The following is a 16,574-nucleotide window of genomic DNA, read 5'->3' as shown; positions in this document are numbered from 1 at the left end:
GTTGGTTGTCTATATCGATCTCATATTTTTGATGAACCTATTGATCGATGCAAGCTTGCTCCTGGTCACGGCTTGGATGCGGAAGCAAAAAGTCGTTCTCTGGCGGCTGGCCTTGTCGGCGGTGGTTGGGGCGATGTACGTCGTCATGATGTTTTTGCCGGAGCTCTCATTTCTGTACACGTTTCTGGTGAAATTTCTATTCTCTGTCGTGATGCTGTGGGTTGCGTTCGGATTTGGAAGTTTACAAAACTACTTACGGAATATGGGAGCTTTTTATATCGTCAATTTTGCAGCGGCCGGCGGGATTCTAGGTGTACATTATTTGCTGCAAGACTCCGGAGAAATCTGGAGCGGGATATGGTATTCGGCTTCCGGCGGGCTTTCGTTTTCCTTGAAAATCGGAGCGTTGTTTATTCTGGTATGCTTCTTTGCCGTCTTGTATTGGTTTAAGCGGGTGATCGATGCACGTCAGCGTCAGGAGCGGATTCGCTCGTTCTTGGCCGAGTTGGAGGTGCGTGTTGGCGATACGGTGATTACGTGCACGGGGTTGATCGATACGGGCAACCAGTTATCCGATCCCCTGAGCCGGCTGCCGGTGACGGTGATGGAAGCTGCGCTTTGGGAGCGGGTTCTCCCCCCGTCGTATCGGGGAAAGCTGGCTGACGAGCGTGCGGACAACCTCATCTTGGAGCTGACGGAAGCGGGGGATTTTCCATGGCCGGAGCGGCTGCGTTTGGTTCCGTATCGCGGGATCAACAAAGGAACCCAGTTCATGCTGGCGCTGAAGCCTGACGAGGTAACGGTCCGTCTGGAAGGCCAGGAACACCGGACGTCCCGGGTGCTGATCGGCTTGGATGGAGGGCGGTTATCGACGGAAGGCACTTACCAAGCGATTATTCATCCCGCACTGGTAGAGACAGCAGAGGCGAATGAAAGCATGGACACCATCAGTAAAACGGGAACGTAACTTAGGAGGATACAAAGCGATGCATGTAAAGTGGAAAATGATGCTGCAGCTGCAGTATTACCGGCTGCTGTTTCTTTTTGGATTAAAGAGTGAAGAAATCTATTATATCGGCGGCAGCGAAGCGCTCCCTCCGCCATTAACGCGCGAAGAGGAGGAATACTTGCTGCAGCGGCTGCCCAGCGGCGACTCCGCCATCCGGGCGATGCTGATCGAGCGCAACCTGAGGCTGGTCGTATATATCGCTAGAAAGTTCGAGAACACGGGAATTAATATCGAGGATCTGGTGTCCATCGGCGCGATTGGCTTGATTAAAGCGGTCAACACGTTTGACCCGGAGAAAAAGATCAAGCTGGCGACCTACGCATCCCGTTGTATTGAAAACGAAATTCTGATGTACCTGCGTCGGAACAGCAAAATCCGCACCGAGGTCAGCTTTGATGAGCCGCTGAACATCGATTGGGACGGCAACGAGCTGCTTCTCTCCGACGTGCTCGGCACGGAGAACGATACAATCTATCGTAACATCGAGGAGCAGGTCGACCGCAAGCTGCTGCACAAAGCGCTGGATAAATTAACCGAGCGCGAACGGATGATTATGGAGCTTCGGTTCGGGCTCGTTGACGGCGATGAGAAGACACAGAAGGATGTAGCTGACCTGCTGGGGATTTCGCAATCGTACATCTCGCGTCTGGAGAAACGGATCATTAAACGGCTGCGCAAGGAATTTAACAAGATGGTGTAATGGCCTGATGGAAGCGCAATTTTCCCAATTTCCAATTATTTCGACAGAAGTCGACTTAAGTGTTTTCGCTTCGACCTGGAAGATGACGGCGGAATAAAAATGCAGTCCCGGGAGATACTGTTCATTAGTTTCTCCTTGGGAGGTAAGACACGATGACCCGAAACAAAGTCGAAATTTGCGGTGTCGATACCGCAAAATTGCCCGTTCTAACCAATGCGGAAATGCGTGAATTGTTCCACTCGTTGCAGCAGGACCACGTAAGATCAGCCAGAGAAAAGTTAGTAAATGGCAATCTGAGACTCGTGCTGAGCGTCATCCAGCGGTTCAACAATCGGGGGGAGTATGTGGACGACCTATTCCAGGTTGGCTGCATCGGACTCATGAAAGCCATCGATAATTTCGATTTATCGCAGAACGTCAAATTCTCCACTTACGCTGTGCCGATGATCATTGGGGAAATTCGGCGTTACCTGCGGGACAACAACCCGATCCGCGTCTCCCGAAGCTTGCGAGATATCGCCTACAAGGCGCTTCAAATGCGGGACAACCTGACCAATCAGAACTCCCGTGAACCTACGATTTTTGAAATCTCTGAGGCTTTGGGCTTACCGAAGGAGGACGTCGTCTTTGCCCTCGACGCCATCCAGGACCCGGTTTCCTTGTTCGAGCCGATCTACCATGACGGCGGGGATCCCATCTACGTGATGGACCAAATCAGCGATGACAAGAACAAGGACGTATCCTGGATCGAGGAAATCGCCTTACGCGAAGCGATGCAGCGGTTGGGCAACCGTGAGAAGATGATCTTGTCCATGCGTTTCTTTGAAGGCAAAACGCAAATGGAGGTCGCCGATGAGATCGGGATCTCCCAAGCCCAAGTGTCCAGGCTCGAGAAATCCGCTATTTTACAAATGCAGAAGCATGTGAAGTCGTAAATCCGGTCCCTGCGGGGACCTTTTTTATTTGGGCTCCTGCCGATTTCGCTACGGAGTTTTTTTGTGTGTTGTTTGGACGTCTCTTTTCCTGTGGCCAAGGCGCATGCTCCGAATCCCGCGCTCATATAGTAAAGGGACGGAGTAATTAGACGGGACGGGGGCGGTAGAACCATGGACAATGTGGTAAGGGCGAGTATGAAAATATCCGATTTTCAGACGAAGGACGTCATCAACGTCGTGGACGGGAAACGGCTCGGGCATATCAGCGACCTGGAACTGGACTTGAGGCAGGGGGTTATTGAGGCGATTGTTGTGCCTGTCGGGGCTAAATTTATGGGGTTGTTTGGCGGAGGGAGCGATCTGATCATCCCATGGAAAAATATCGTGAAAATCGGATCTGATGTCGTGTTAGTTAAAATGGAGGAACTCCGAGAACCAAGAACACAGACGACCTACGATACGACGGTGTATATCGACCGAGACGGACGGGCGGAACGGCGGAGCTAGAATCCACAAGCGGTGTAGTGCCGATTTGTGGTAGACTTGAAGGAAATACAGTGTCTTGAATTATAACGGACCTCAGAGACGTTATTCTGGCGATTTCTGCCGGAAACAAAATGTAGCGGACCCTAAAGACCTTATTCGGCTGAACTGGGCATGATTTCCTGCGATTTCAAGCTAATAACGACTCTCCGGTCCGTTACAAAAAAATTAGGCGGCTTTTTTGATAAATAAGGTCGTTTAGGTCCGTTAAATTTTAATTCCTATAAGGAGATGGATGATGGAACCGTTTGTAAGGAATGCTAAAGACCAACAACCGGAACGGCTCGAGCTGGCTCCGTGGGCGAATATTTTTCCGGGAATCAGCGCCGGATTTACCGGACGGTCAGGCGGAGTCAGCGAACCGCCGTATGATGCCTTAAATTTGGCTCTCCACGTTGGCGATGATCCTCAGCACGTGCTTGAGAACCGGCGCCGGTTAGCTGAAGCGTTGGGGTTTGCCCCTGAGGCATGGACCTGCGGGGAGCAGGTTCACGCCAACGCCGTCGCCGTGGTTCGTGCCGAAGATCGCGGCAAAGGATACCTGGACCGCAGCAGCGCTTTCCAGGAAACGGACGGGCTGGTGACGAACGTGCCGGGCGTGCTGCTCACCTCGTTTTATGCCGATTGTGTTCCCCTTTATTTCGCTGATCCCGTGAGAGGCGTCGTTGGCTTGGCCCACGCCGGCTGGAAAGGCACCGTCCGTCTGATCGCTGCGGAAATGATCCAAACGATGGAGCGCGAGTTCGGCAGCCAGCGCAGCGAGATCCGGGCGGCGATTGGCCCCAGCATTGGGGAATGCTGCTATGAGGTGGACGAAGTGGTGATGGAGAAGGTTCGTGAGGCCCTACCAGGCGAGGAGCAGCATTATGCTTCCGCATCTCCCCGTGCAGGAAAAACAATGCTGAACTTGAAAGAAATGAATCGAATCATTATGATTAAAGCAGGAATATTGCCGACTCATATCGAATGTACAACGTGGTGTACAAGCTGTCATCCGGAGTATTTTTACTCTTACCGGGCGCAAAATGGCGTTACAGGGAGAATGGCAAGCTGGATTGGCATAAAAGAGAGGTGATCCTTCCCGTGTCGCTGAAGGAACGGATACAGCACGTGGAAGAGCAGATTAAGGCAGCCTGCGAGCGAAGCGGCAGGAAGCGCGAGGAGGTCCATGTCGTCGCCGTAACCAAATATGTATCGGTTGAAGCTACGCGCGAAGTGCTGGAGGCAGGAATCGTGCATATCGGCGAGAATCGCCCGCAAATCGCCGTTCCGAAATGGGAAGCGCTCGGAGGGCAAGGGACCTGGCATTTTATCGGCCACCTGCAGAGCAATAAGGTCAAGGACGTCATTGGAAGATTTCAATATATTCATTCGTTGGACCGGCTGTCGCTGGCCCGTGAATTGGAGAAACGAGCCTCTGCGATGGGAACGAGCGTTACCGCATTTTTGCAGGTGAACGTCTCCGGCGAGGCGTCCAAGCAAGGGATTGCACCCGAGGCCGCTGCTGATTTTTTGAAGGAAATCGCTGATTTGAAGCATGTCCGCGTGGTGGGTCTCATGACCATGGCTCCCATCGAGGAGGATGCAGAGCGGACAAGACCAGTCTTCCGCAAGCTGCGCGAGCTGCGTGATCAACTGAACGCTCAATCGGTGACGGCGGAGCCGTTGACGGAATTGTCGATGGGCATGTCGGGAGATTTTGAAGTGGCGATTGAGGAAGGGGCGACATGGGTTCGCCTCGGAACGCTGTTAGTGGGGAAAGGGGAATTGTCGTAATGGGAGTAATGAACCGGTTCATGAACTTTCTGGGCTTGCAGGAAGAAGAAGAGATTGTGGAGCGCGAACGGTTTTCTGGTCAAGAAGACACGGAAATTGAAACCCCAAGCTTTGAATCCCGTAAAAATCAGAGAGGAAGCAACGTGGTCAGCATTCACTCCCAGAAGAATGTCAAGGTGATCCTCTATGAACCTCGCTCCTATGAAGAAGCGCAGGAAATCGCAGACCATCTTCGTTCCCATCGATCGGTCGTCATCAATTTGCAGCGGGTTCGCAATGATCAAGCTATGCGCATTATCGATTTCTTAAGCGGAACGATTTATGCGCTTAGCGGAAGCATATCCAAAATTGGATCGAATATTTTTCTCTGCACGCCGGATACCGTCGAGATTCAGGGATCCATTACAGAGATTTTAACGGAGGATTCCGATTATAACAGAATGAGGTGATGACAGCTTTGGCAGGCTATATTGATTCCATCGTGATGTTGCTATACAACATTTATTTTTATATGATCCTGGTTTACATTTTGATGTCATGGGTGCCTAACGCCCGCGATAGCTTTATCGGCGAGCTGCTCGGCAAGCTGGTTGAACCTTATTTGGCTCCTTTCCGGCGGTTTATTCCACCGATCATGGGGATGATCGACATCTCCCCGATTATTGCCTTGTTTGTCCTCCGATTGGCTTTCTTCGGATTAAGTAGTGTTCTCCACTATATCTTTGGGTACTAATGATGAAAGCCGATATTTATGAGCATTTTAAACCGGAGGAACGGCCGTTTGTCGACCGAGCCTGGGAATGGGTCGTGAATGCCGGGGATTATCATGAGGTCAAGCTCAGCGACTTCTTGGATCCGCGGCAGTGTTATATTCTGGAGACCCTGGCGAATCGTCATCCAGACACGCAAATTCGGCTGGACGGCGGTTATGAAGGCGCGGAACGGCGGCGGGCATTAATTGCTCCGGATTACTGGGATCTAGGCCAAGAGCCGATGGGACTGAAAGTGCTCGATATCACCTCAGGAGACCAGAAATTTCTCACCCTGCAGCATGGCGATTATTTAGGGGCGATTTTGGGATTAGGACTCAAACGCGATAAAATCGGCGACATCCATGTTCGCGAGGACGGATGTCACGTCATCGTTGCGGAAGAGATTGCGCCGTTTCTGCAAATGAACCTCCATCAAGTGCATCGCGTCAACGTCATGACCGATGTGCTGAACCTCAGCGAACTGCGGACGATGGAGAAAGAGCTGGAACCGATGGAGCTAACGGTGGCTTCATTGCGGCTGGATGGGATCGCCAGCGATGTATTTCGCTTAAGCCGCAACAAAGTGCTGCTTCCGATCAAAGCCGGCCGCTGCCGAGTGAACTGGAGAACGGAGGAGGACCCCTCCACACCGTTGAAGGTTGGCGATGTCGTCGCACTGCAGGGCTTCGGGCGGTTTAAGGTGCTGGAAGCAGGCGGTCTGACCAAGAAAGGCAGACATCGTGTCAAAATCGGTAAATTTGTATAAGGCGTTTTGCAGGAGATGGTGGATTCTTGTCGAATATGATAGTTCGAACTGGTTCTTGAATGTATCTCGTGATTGAATTGGACACGTCTTCCCGCTGAGGTGCGAGTTCAACAACGGGACCATTACCTGATGGAACTATCGCTTCACGGGGAGTTTCGAAATTTCTAGGAGGTGAGGATCATGCCATTAACGCCGCTGGATATACATAACAAAGAGTTTTCCAGACGTTTGCGCGGTTATGACGAAGATGAAGTTAACGAGTTTCTCGACCAAGTCATTAAAGACTATGAGATCGTGATCCGGGAGAACAAGGAGCTTCATAACCAACTGTTGACTTTGCAAGAGAAATTGGATCATTTCGCGAATATCGAGGAAACTCTTAGCAAGACCATTATCGTTGCACAGGAAGCGGCCGATGAAGTGAAGAACAACGCGAAGAAGGAAGCCCAGTTGATCGTGAAGGAAGCGGAGAAGAATGCCGACCGGATCGTCAACGAATCGCTGGCCAAATCGCGCAAAATCGCGATGGAAGTGGAAGAGCTCAAGAAGCAGGCTTCCATTTACCGCGCTCGTTTCCGTACGCTGGTGGAAGCCCAGTTGGATTTGCTTAGCAGCGAAACCTGGGATACGCTGGAGAGCCGCGAACGTGTCCCTGAGAAAGGTCAAGAAGTACAGGAATTGTACTAATCACAACAAACGCCATTTGGCTTCCATGAGGGAGCGCCAAATGGCGTTTTTTTAAGATATCAGAAAGTATAAACTTCGGGGCATTGGCATCCTGATATCGCAAGAAAAACTTCCGCTAAACGCGGTCTGTCTACTTTGAATGTACGTCGATAGGCGTTTTTCTTATTTGCCTTCAAGAGGATGATTCAGGCTGGCTTGCCGTCGGTATTCGGTGGGTGAGACGCCGGTCGATTGCTTAAAGAGGGACAGAAAATGCTTCTTATCTGCGTAACCCACACTCCTCATAATCTCCATCACAGGGAGCCGGGTGGAGGCCAGCAGCTCGCGGCTTCTCTCCATTCTTTTGTTCCGGACATAATCGTGAAAGGTACAACCGGCGTATTGCCGGAACAATCGATGAAAATGGCGTTCGCTGAGATGGGTTGCTGCAGCAAAACTCCGGGCAGACAATCGTGAAGCGTAGTCCGTATCGATCCGGCGCAGGACTTCCTCCATCATCCGATTTTCCGGTTCCGCGGCAGAGCTGGACCCAAGGCGCTCCAGATGACGTTCCAGCATGACGGCCAGCTCGATAAACCGGCCGTACAGTTGAAGGAGATAGCCCGGCTTTCGTTCTGTAAACTCACGGTAGGCGCCCCGAAACCAGATATTCCACGGACTTCCTCCATCTCTCAAGTGCAGCCATCCCGGAGAGGGGGGCGCAGCTCCCTCGAACAAATACGGCCTGGAGCGGATTAACTCGTGAAAGCCGGGCAGGTGTTCCAGGCAAGATAGCAGCTTGCCCGGCTCATATAAGCAGTTGTATACGATCAGCGGACGGCGAGATCCCGCATGTCCGGGGCGAAACACATGCCTCGTTCCGGCGGGGAGCAGAAACACATCGTTTTTGGTGACGCGCACAACGTCCTCATCGATAAAATGAAACCCTTCTCCTTCATCCACAAGCACAATCTCCACGAAACGATGGCTATGCATCTGCAGATCAAATGTTTCCTCGACCCGGTTAAAGTAAAAAGGTAAGGAATCCGTAAAAAATTCAGCCCCATCCAGTACCTTCTCCCCTCGGTATAAAGACAACCGTGATCCCTCCTTCGCTGCAGTTGCCCCTATTATAGGGTCAGCCTCGGCAAGGGTCAATTTCGAATGCGCTAAGCCGGGGAAGAGGCAAGATGCAAGATACTACGTTGCCTATACTGAAGGACTGGAACCGGAAGCCACACGAATATGCTCAATCACGACTTCAACCTCGCTTGGGGATTGAACCTCGATATCGATGTCCTCTGGGGAAACGATCCGCAAATGCATCCGGGGCAGGCCGGGTTGCGCTTGACCTTCCTCCGCTGCAACGGCTGCCGGGGATTCCAGACGCCAGGAGACATCGATTCTGCCGCTACCCGGAACGGGAACGGTGCCGCGCGCCCAGGTCAATCCGCCGCAAGGCTGTGGTGCCACGAGCACCCGGCTCCACCCGGGCTCCAGGCTGCGTACGCCGAGGACGTAAGCGCCTAGGAAATAAGCGGGACCTGCAGACCAGGCATGGCAATGACTCCGGGTCAGAAGGTCGGCTTTTGCTCGGTTTTCCGTGAAGTTTGGATACATCTCCCAGCAGGTTGTTGCTCCCCAATCGATCATTTGCCCATAACCGCCACGCATATCCTCGAGCATCACATCCCATTTGCCAAGCTTAGCGAGTGCCTCGTAATAGAAGAAGGACATAAACGGGCTGCCGATTTGCACGAAGGAGCTGGGCGGATGCAGAATATGTCTTTCAACGGAAGCAAGCCGGCGCTCCGCGAGCGATGCTTCAACTGTATGAGCGGCTGCAGAGTTGGAGCCTTGGTCTTCTTTTAACGGAACGCTCTCGTCCTTAGCCTGTTCAGGAATGCCGCACAGCAGGGCCACGACTTGCGTTTGAATGCTGAAGATGTCAGAGCGCCGCCCGTCCGTATGGATGCAATCGAGATAAGCTTGATGTTCTTCCGACCATAAATGCTTGTTGATGGTGGCCGCCAAGCGGTTCGCCTGATCCGTATAGAACACTTTGGCTTCGTCATTGCCCAGGGCCGAGGCCAAAGCGGCGGTGGACATCAGCGCTTTCACTAGGAACATGTTCTGGTGCGAAACGATGCCGTCGTTCGGCTGGTCCAGCGGAGCCCAATCGAGCAGGTTCCAGCTGCGGATCCATAGCAATCCCCGCTCATCCAGCCGCTCTAAATAATGCTTGAGGGTGTATTCGATGTGGGGGAAAATATCCGCAGCAAAGGATTTGTCCCCATTATAGCGATACAGTTCCAAGCAGGCGATAATCCAGAAGAACGTCCAGTTCGGGATGACGCTGTTCCATCCGCTGGGAACCTGGTCGGCGTAAAACGGAGTCTGAAACTTGGAGCCGGGAACCAACCGAAGACAACGTTCGACGATCCGGTCTGCCCCAAATAAATAATAGTTGATCAGCGCTTCATTCCGGGCATCACCAACCCAGAAGGTCTGCTCGTACATCGGACAATCAACGAAGGTATCCTCCATGCACAGCCGGGTCGTATGTTGACTGATTTGCCAAATGTCATTTAGGCGTGGATCCGATGACTGGAACTGCCCGATCTCGGCAATCGGATAATTGCTTTGCAGCATTCGAATGTACCGGAGGCGCACAGGAACCGCTGCGTTTCGTACGGTAACCTGACAGTAACGCAGACCTCGTCGCACCGGAGACGTATACCGATGTCGTCCCCCGGCACAGATGTAACGAAGCGTATGGTCCAATCCATAGGTATCCTGGCGTCGACCTTCATGCATAAACTCGAATCCGTAAAAATCGAGGATCGCTCCCTCCGGTGCTTCGACTTCGAACTCTAAATAACCCGACAGCTCTTTGCCAAAGTCGATCACGAATTCGGTATCCGCGTCGGGATACCAGGGGACCTCTGCCAGCTCGAGGCTAGGAATCACCGCTTGTTGCAGCGTATTTGGAATGGACAGGGGAGCTTCATGCCTTTTCCACACGGAGAGGATAAAGACATCCTCCTCGCTGACCAGCGCTTTGGGCACAGGACGGAGCCAATTCGCAAACGGCACAAGACCTGCTGCATCAGCAATCCCTCGGGCCCGCAAATAATCGGGATGCGCTTGATTCATCGGAGGACTCGGTTTATGGTCGTAACGGATTCCGCCGTCGAAGGGGCCGAGGGTTACAAATGCGGACGAATCGCCTTCTTGAGCGTTTGGGTTTGCCTGAATGAACGAGAGAGGCGATAAGAACTCCAGCGGCACCTCCGCATCCACCGCAAAATGATGCCCGCCTCCGTGCGTCCCTCCGCTGACATCGATCAGCAAAAAATGCTCTCCCGGCTCAAGCTCAAGGCGGAGGAAGCGTTCGGGGGCTTCACCCGTCAGTGACTTCTCATCGTACCAAACCCCGTCCAGGCTGCAGCCCCGAAAAGTCCCGCCAACATCGATGAGCCCCAGCGTAACCGTGCATTTCTGATGACAGCGAACAACGGTAGCGAGGAATCCAAGGAATTCGGCCGGGTTCGCCGTATCGGTGCTCTCTTGAAAAAATTGATTGCGCAGGTCGATGGCCGCCGTATATTGAACGGGCTTAACCTTGCTCAGGCGTTCAATGCGCCGGGGATATACGGGTTCCTCCGTCAAATAAGGAATGTCCCTCGGCACCGGCATTCCCCAAGGCTCGCAGCCCGCCGGACCGATCACCGTGGCCGGTTGCCACTCGGGACCGGGCTGGTAATCCGGTTGGATCCAGTTGTCGTCCCACAGCCGGGCGTCGATTTTCTCGGCAAAAGCATGCTGACAGGACATTCGCGGGGAACGCCGGCCATGGCCTGAATGGACAGCGGTTAACCACGTATCGTCTGTTGCTGCTAGGATTTGCGGCCTAGAGGAGTTAGCGGCTGGAGTGGGTATGTCTGTTAATTGGGCTGGAGAGCTGTCACCAAGCTCCAACTGGGCCAGCAATCCGCCGCGTCCCCGTAAATAATAGAAGTTGCTGATCCCAAAATGCATCACCATGATGGCGATGACGTTCGTTTGTCCCGGTCTCAGCAAATGGCCGATGTCGTATTCGTCATAAGCCAGCCGAAACGGCCAGGAGCGCGGAGGGCCTTGCCCAATCCGCTGCCCGTTTACGTACAGTACGTATCTGGAGTCCGCCGTAAGTTTGATCGCGGCTCGCCCGCTATGGGCTGCAGTCCACGCAAATGTTTTGCGGAAACAACGCCACTCGTTGCGCGGGCTGGATTCACCGGAATGCCAGATCCATTTTCCTTGCCAGAGGGTCTCCATCGGTATGCTCGCTCCTTCTCACATGAATTGTAATCCCTTTCATTATAAAAGAGGCATCGAAGGAACAGAGGAGGGGGAAAATGTACAATGGAGGGGGAGAACGGACATTTCCAGGGCAATCATGACTTGTCTTCAGGGCGGAAACCCAGGTTGAGGGCAGGATGTTGACATGAGGAAGGCAAATACGATATAACTATTTACATATTGTACTTGCATAACGAATCATTCGATGATGGGACCAGTACGCCGTGATGTTTGTTCCCCAGAGAGTTGGCATCCTGCTGAAAGCCAACGTTCAATGCACGGACGGAAGATCCTCCCGGAGAAGCAAGGCTGAACTCTTCTAAATCGGATTTTCAGCACCGAGAAGGTTGGATGAAGCTAGAGGCTGAGTAGCGGAGCGTAGGAAGACCTACGTGAGCAACGGAAGACTCGGCTGAATTCAAGATTCGATGTCGAATTAGCTACTTGATCTGCTTCGTGATCAAAATCCGATGTAGTAAGCTTTGCCGGCTGTCGGCCGTTATACCGACCCCATATGAAGCGTATGGGATCAAGGTGTCATGCCTATTTGTGGTCTCGTCCTTACGGGCGGCTGCGAGCCAAGCGCATGAAACAAGGGTGGTAACGCGAGCTAATGCCTCGTCCCTTCTAGGGACGGGGCTTTGTTATTTTTCAGGCTGATTAAAGAAAGGAAGAGAAACATGAAGAAGGTTGACGTCAAAGAAAATGCGCGGGCGCGCGACCTGCGGATTCTGGACAAATGGAGCCGAGAAAATACGTTTAAAAAGAGTATCGAAAATCGGGCGGGCCGGCCGAACTACGTCTTTTTTGAAGGACCGCCTACGGCTAACGGATTGCCGCATATCGGGCACGTGCTGGGCCGCGTTATCAAGGACTTCATTGGCCGCTATCAAACGATGAAAGGCTATCGCGTAGTCCGCAAAGCGGGCTGGGATACGCACGGATTGCCGGTAGAGCTGGGCGTGGAGAAGGAGCTTGGCATCTCCGGCAAGCAGGAAATCGAGAAATACGGCATTGAGGAATTCGTGAAAAAATGTAAAGACAGCGTGTTTGGCTACGAAAAGCAATGGCGCGAATTTACCGAAGCGATTGCGTACTGGGTGGATCTCGACGATCCGTACATCACCCTGAATAACAGCTACATCGAAAGCGTGTGGAACATCCTGGCAACGATCCACGACAAAGGCTTGCTGTACCGCGGTCATCGCGTCAGCCCGTATTGCCCTTGCTGCCAAACATCGCTCAGCTCCCACGAAGTGGCGCAAGGATATGAGGACGTGAAGGATCTCAGCGCCACAGCGAAATTTAAGCTGAACGACACCGGCGAATATGTGCTGGCATGGACGACCACGCCTTGGACGCTGCCGTCCCACGTGGCATTGGCTGTGAATCCGGACATGGAATACGCTAGAGTGCAGCAGGAAGACGGCGTATATATCGTTGCGAAGAACCTCGTTGAAAAAGTCATGAAAGGCGATTACACGGTATTGTCGACGCATAAAGGTTCGGAATTCGTAGGCAAAACCTATACGCCGCCGTTCACCTATATCAAGGCGGAGAACATCAACGTGATCGTTGGCGCTTCGTTTGTTACCGATGCCAGCGGTACAGGGATCGTTCACATGGCACCGGCTCACGGGGAAGACGACTATCGTACTTGCCGCGAGAACGGCATCACCTTCGTCAGCGTCGTGAACGGCCAAGGTCGTTATACGGATGTGGTGACTGATTTTGCCGGCCGCTTCGTCAAGGACTGCGACCTCGACATCGTGAAGATGCTGTCCGAGCAAGGAACGCTGTACAGCAAAGAGAAATACGAGCACAGCTATCCGTTCTGCTGGCGTTGTAAATCGCCGCTGCTCTACTATGCGATGGAGAGCTGGTTTATCGAAACAACGGCAGTGAAGGATCAGCTGATCGCCAACAACAATTCTGTGGATTGGTATCCAGGGCATGTCCGTGAAGGCCGCTTCGGGAAGTTCCTCGAAGAGCTGGTCGACTGGAACATCAGCCGGAACCGCTATTGGGGTACTCCGCTGAACGTATGGGTTTGTCCGGATTGCGGCGGGCAGTTCGCACCGCACAGCATCGCCGAGCTGCGTGAGCATGCAGTAGGCCATGTCAGTGAGGATCTGGAGCTGCATAAGCCATATGTCGACGAAGTGAAGGTGCATTGCCCGCATTGCGAAGGCGGCGTGATGGAACGGACGAGCGAAGTCATCGACGTTTGGTTCGACAGCGGTTCGATGCCGTTTGCCCAGCATCATTATCCGTTTGAGAACCAAGAGACGTTCGCGGAGCAATTCCCGGCGGACATGATCTGCGAAGGGATCGACCAAACGCGCGGCTGGTTCTACAGCTTGCTGGCCGTGTCTACCTTGTTCACCGGCAAAGCGCCGTACAAAGCCGTCATCGCCACCGGCCACGTGCTGGACGAAAACGGGCAGAAGATGTCCAAATCCAAAGGCAATGTCATCGATCCTTGGGAAATCATCAACGAGTTTGGCACGGACGCATTCCGTTGGGCACTCTTGTCCGACAGTGCGCCTTGGAACAGCAAACGGTTCTCCAAAGGCATCGTAGCTGAAGCCAAATCCAAAGTCGTGGATACGCTGGTGAACACCCATGCGTTCCTGACGCTCTACGCCGGCATCGACGGCTACAAACCGGAGGAGCACGCTTACCGTCCTTCCGAGAATAAGCTGGACCGCTGGATTCTGTCCCGTCTGAACAGCTTGATTCAGGTGGTAGACAAAGGCCTGGCGGTTAACGACTTCGTGAACTCCTCGCAAGCGATCGAAGGGTTTATCGATGAGCTCAGTAACTGGTATATCCGCCGCTCCCGCGACCGGTTCTGGGGCAGCGGCCTGAACGAAGACAAATTGTCCGCTTACCAAACGCTGACTCACGTGTTGCTCACGATCTCCAAGGTGATCGCTCCGTTTGCGCCGTTGATCGCCGAGGATATTTTCACCAACCTGGGCGGCGGGGAAAGCGTCCACCTGGCCGATTATCCGCAAGCGGATGAATCGCTGATCGATCTGGCGCTGGAACAAGACATGGAGAGCGCACGGCAAATCGTTGAGCTGGCCCGCAACGTCCGCAACGAGAGCGGCATCAAAACGCGTCAGCCGTTGTCCAGCCTGATCGTCTCCATGGACCGGGAGTTTGCGGTGAGTGAATACGAAGACATCATCAAGGAAGAGATCAACGTCAAAGCGATCGAGATCGAAACGAGCGACAGCGGGTTCGTTGATTTCACGCTGAAGATGAACCTGAAGGTGGCCGGCAAGAAATACGGCAAAAACATCGGCTTCCTGCAAGGCTACCTGAAGAATCTCGCACCGGAGCAAACCCGCGCCATCGTGGAGCAAGGTCAATTTACCGTGACCTCGCCGGAAGGCGAAGAGCTGACGGTTACTGCGGACGAATTGCTCGTTGAGAAACAAGCAAAGCCGGGCTACGCTTCCGCTTCCGGTTACGGCATAACCGTTGCGCTTAACACGGACATCACGCCGGAGCTGGAACAAGAAGGCTGGGTGCGTGAAGTCGTCCGCGCGGTGCAGGATACCCGTAAGAAGCTCGATCTGCCGATCGAGAAACGGGTACACCTCACCTTGGATGTTGACGATGAATTAAAAGCGGCCATCACCGCGTTTGAACATGTGCTGCGTGAGAACGTCTTGATCACGGACGTCGCCTTCGGCAAGCCGCAAGGCCCGGCAGAAACGGTGGATCTCGGCAGTAAAACGATCGCCATTTCGATTGATGCTTAACCGTTAAGGGGAAATGGCAGATTCGCCTGAATGGAGCTTTTCCAGGAAGGTCATAATATTAGTAATTGAAGCAAACGAGCCTGCGCTCTCCCGAATAGGGGGACGGGCTCGTTTGTGTTTTGGGATACACTGGGGAGCAAAGGATGGGTTGTTCATGATTCGTCGAAAACCGAGGCCTGAACCAGAGACACCTGCGGCACCTGAGGCTGCAGAACCTTTGCCGAATACGCCGGAGGAGCAGATGAACGCCGTATACCGTCTGACCTTGAAGTGGACCCGGCAGTTAGAGAAATCGCGGATCACCGAGTACATCCAACTGCTGAACCGCCCGTGGCGCATGGTTTGGCTAAGCCTGTTGTCCGGAATTGCCCGCGGGGTGGGAATCGCGATTGGGTTTACTTTTTTTGCGGCAACGATCATCTACGTCCTGCAGCTCTTGGGGGCACTGAACTTACCGATCATCGGCGATTATATCGCGGACATCGTGCGGATTGTGCAAAGACAGATGGAGCTTAATACGTATTAGGTCCGGTTCCGAGCGAATCCTCGCTGTCCAAATGCTCCGTGGCACTCATATGTTTCCGGTAAACGCCGTTGCGGTAAAAGCAAACATTCTTGCCATAGATATCTGTGGCAACAAAGGATTCGTAAGGCTCCACAAATCCATCGAGCTCATCGGAGGCTTCGATTTCCATATCGTTATAATCATCGATTTCCCGATCCTCGGCCATCGCCGGTGAATTCGAGGTTCCATAGCTCTCAACGATTTGCCAAGCATCCTCCCCGTCAAAGCCATTCTGATCCTCGCGTTCATCCAAGCTCGTGCGGCCAAACGGCGGAGATAAGAAGATTTCCTCGATCGGCCGTTTGGCGGATACGAACGATTGCGGACTGTGATCTTTACAATACGCTGTTTCCGGGATGGCGCGGAGCCGTTCGTAGCTGATCGGCTTGCCGCACGTTGCGCAGTAGCCGTAGCTGCCATCCTCGATTCGTTCAAGTGCATCCTCAACCCGGGCCAGATGCATTTCATGATGCTCGGTCAGGGCCAAATCTTTGCCCCGTTCGAAGACTTCGGATCCGAGGTCTCCGGGGTGATTATCGATCTGGCTCAGCTCATTGGTATTATCGCGCATCGATTCATTCATTCCATAATGATCATTGTCCGATAATTGCTCGGTTAAAGCAGACTTGGTTTCCTGCAGTTTCGCGGTAAGCTCCGCGAGCTGGGCTTTCGTTAAATGCGGCATGTGGTTGCTCCTTCCTTCCTGCATCTAGAGCGGTGATTTGTAACGTCTCTCCTAGCG

The 16,574-nt window shown here is 53.1% G+C and carries 15 protein-coding genes; 12 read left to right on the top strand and 3 right to left on the bottom strand.

Going from position 1 to position 16,574, the window contains the following annotated elements; translation table 11 throughout:
• Window position 1 precedes the first annotated feature (1 nt).
• The 10 genes from spoIIGA (at window position 2) to NSQ80_RS13880 (ending at window position 7,168) form a co-directional block, all read left to right on the top strand.
• Entirely contained in the window at window positions 2-967 is a 966-nt protein-coding gene (gene spoIIGA, locus NSQ80_RS13925; RefSeq protein WP_339302173.1) for a sigma-E processing peptidase SpoIIGA, read from the top strand.
• 19 nt (window positions 968-986) lie between these two features.
• The gene (sigE, locus tag NSQ80_RS13920; protein WP_009225609.1) at window positions 987-1,709 is read left to right on the top strand and encodes an RNA polymerase sporulation sigma factor SigE; all 723 of its coding nucleotides are present in this window, start codon (window positions 987-989) and stop codon (window positions 1,707-1,709) included.
• A gap of 152 nt (window positions 1,710-1,861) precedes the next feature.
• A complete protein-coding gene (gene sigG / locus NSQ80_RS13915; RefSeq protein WP_009225610.1) occupies window positions 1,862-2,644 on the top strand; it encodes an RNA polymerase sporulation sigma factor SigG in 783 nt (260 codons plus the stop codon).
• Window positions 2,645-2,815: 171 nt separating this feature from the next.
• Window positions 2,816-3,151 carry a YlmC/YmxH family sporulation protein gene (locus NSQ80_RS13910; protein WP_009225611.1) on the top strand — a complete coding sequence of 112 codons (336 nt, stop codon included), beginning with the start codon at window positions 2,816-2,818 and terminating at the stop codon, window positions 3,149-3,151.
• Between the two features lie 274 nt (window positions 3,152-3,425).
• Window positions 3,426-4,262 (top strand): peptidoglycan editing factor PgeF, encoded by an 837-nt coding sequence (gene pgeF, locus NSQ80_RS13905; RefSeq protein ID WP_036645622.1) that lies wholly within the window; start codon window positions 3,426-3,428, stop codon window positions 4,260-4,262.
• Between the two features lie 8 nt (window positions 4,263-4,270).
• Window positions 4,271-4,963, top strand: a complete 693-nt coding sequence (locus tag NSQ80_RS13900) for a YggS family pyridoxal phosphate-dependent enzyme (protein WP_036645624.1) — start codon at window positions 4,271-4,273, stop codon at window positions 4,961-4,963.
• Window positions 4,963-5,412 carry a cell division protein SepF gene (locus NSQ80_RS13895; protein WP_009225614.1) on the top strand — a complete coding sequence of 150 codons (450 nt, stop codon included), beginning with the start codon at window positions 4,963-4,965 and terminating at the stop codon, window positions 5,410-5,412. The genes NSQ80_RS13900 and NSQ80_RS13895 overlap by 1 nt, the downstream gene beginning before the upstream one ends.
• Before the next feature lie 35 nt (window positions 5,413-5,447).
• Entirely contained in the window at window positions 5,448-5,696 is a 249-nt protein-coding gene (locus tag NSQ80_RS13890) for a YggT family protein (protein WP_232282316.1), read from the top strand.
• 2 nt (window positions 5,697-5,698) lie between these two features.
• Entirely contained in the window at window positions 5,699-6,481 is a 783-nt protein-coding gene (locus NSQ80_RS13885) for a YlmH/Sll1252 family protein (RefSeq protein ID WP_339299497.1), read from the top strand.
• 180 nt (window positions 6,482-6,661) lie between these two features.
• On the top strand, window positions 6,662-7,168 hold the full coding sequence (locus NSQ80_RS13880; RefSeq protein ID WP_036645630.1) for a DivIVA domain-containing protein: 507 nt from the start codon (window positions 6,662-6,664) through the stop codon (window positions 7,166-7,168).
• Window positions 7,169-7,330: 162 nt separating this feature from the next.
• Here NSQ80_RS13880 and NSQ80_RS13875 read toward each other — a convergent pair whose 3' ends face one another.
• Window positions 7,331-8,245, bottom strand: a complete 915-nt coding sequence (locus tag NSQ80_RS13875; RefSeq protein WP_339299495.1) for an AraC family transcriptional regulator — start codon at window positions 8,243-8,245, stop codon at window positions 7,331-7,333.
• 111 nt (window positions 8,246-8,356) lie between these two features.
• Window positions 8,357-11,467 carry a family 78 glycoside hydrolase catalytic domain gene (locus tag NSQ80_RS13870; RefSeq protein WP_339299493.1) on the bottom strand — a complete coding sequence of 1,037 codons (3,111 nt, stop codon included), beginning with the start codon at window positions 11,465-11,467 and terminating at the stop codon, window positions 8,357-8,359.
• Between the two features lie 704 nt (window positions 11,468-12,171).
• Between NSQ80_RS13870 and ileS the strand changes: the two genes are divergently transcribed.
• Window positions 12,172-15,267, top strand: a complete 3,096-nt coding sequence (ileS, locus tag NSQ80_RS13865) for an isoleucine--tRNA ligase (protein WP_260070720.1) — start codon at window positions 12,172-12,174, stop codon at window positions 15,265-15,267.
• Between the two features lie 154 nt (window positions 15,268-15,421).
• The gene (locus NSQ80_RS13860) at window positions 15,422-15,793 is read left to right on the top strand and encodes a DUF5665 domain-containing protein (protein ID WP_127575417.1); all 372 of its coding nucleotides are present in this window, start codon (window positions 15,422-15,424) and stop codon (window positions 15,791-15,793) included.
• On the opposite strand, the gene NSQ80_RS13855 is transcribed toward NSQ80_RS13860, so the two are convergent.
• Window positions 15,780-16,517, bottom strand: a complete 738-nt coding sequence (locus NSQ80_RS13855) for a TraR/DksA C4-type zinc finger protein (protein WP_028537953.1) — start codon at window positions 16,515-16,517, stop codon at window positions 15,780-15,782. The two genes, NSQ80_RS13860 and NSQ80_RS13855, sit on opposite strands and share 14 nt — an antisense overlap.
• Window positions 16,518-16,574: the final 57 nt, after the last annotated feature.

It is taken from the genome of Paenibacillus sp. FSL K6-2441 (assembly GCF_037964765.1).
Classification (GTDB): Bacteria; Bacillota; Bacilli; order Paenibacillales; family Paenibacillaceae; genus Fontibacillus; species Fontibacillus phoenicis.
Note: the sequence above shows the minus strand (reverse complement) of the source record. Positions and strands in the feature narration are given on the sequence as shown.

Coding starts and splice junctions, on each gene's coding strand:
- sigE (WP_009225609.1), top strand. CDS start 987: ATGCATGTAAAGTGGAAAATGATGCTGCAGCTGCAGTATTACCGGCTG.
- sigG (WP_009225610.1), top strand. CDS start 1,862: ATGACCCGAAACAAAGTCGAAATTTGCGGTGTCGATACCGCAAAATTG.
- NSQ80_RS13910 (WP_009225611.1), top strand. CDS start 2,816: ATGGACAATGTGGTAAGGGCGAGTATGAAAATATCCGATTTTCAGACG.
- pgeF (WP_036645622.1), top strand. CDS start 3,426: ATGGAACCGTTTGTAAGGAATGCTAAAGACCAACAACCGGAACGGCTC.
- NSQ80_RS13895 (WP_009225614.1), top strand. CDS start 4,963: ATGGGAGTAATGAACCGGTTCATGAACTTTCTGGGCTTGCAGGAAGAA.
- NSQ80_RS13890 (WP_232282316.1), top strand. CDS start 5,448: ATGTTGCTATACAACATTTATTTTTATATGATCCTGGTTTACATTTTG.
- NSQ80_RS13885 (WP_339299497.1), top strand. CDS start 5,699: ATGAAAGCCGATATTTATGAGCATTTTAAACCGGAGGAACGGCCGTTT.
- NSQ80_RS13880 (WP_036645630.1), top strand. CDS start 6,662: ATGCCATTAACGCCGCTGGATATACATAACAAAGAGTTTTCCAGACGT.
- NSQ80_RS13870 (WP_339299493.1), bottom strand. CDS start 11,467: ATGGAGACCCTCTGGCAAGGAAAATGGATCTGGCATTCCGGTGAATCC.
- ileS (WP_260070720.1), top strand. CDS start 12,172: ATGAAGAAGGTTGACGTCAAAGAAAATGCGCGGGCGCGCGACCTGCGG.
- NSQ80_RS13860 (WP_127575417.1), top strand. CDS start 15,422: ATGATTCGTCGAAAACCGAGGCCTGAACCAGAGACACCTGCGGCACCT.
- NSQ80_RS13855 (WP_028537953.1), bottom strand. CDS start 16,517: ATGCCGCATTTAACGAAAGCCCAGCTCGCGGAGCTTACCGCGAAACTG.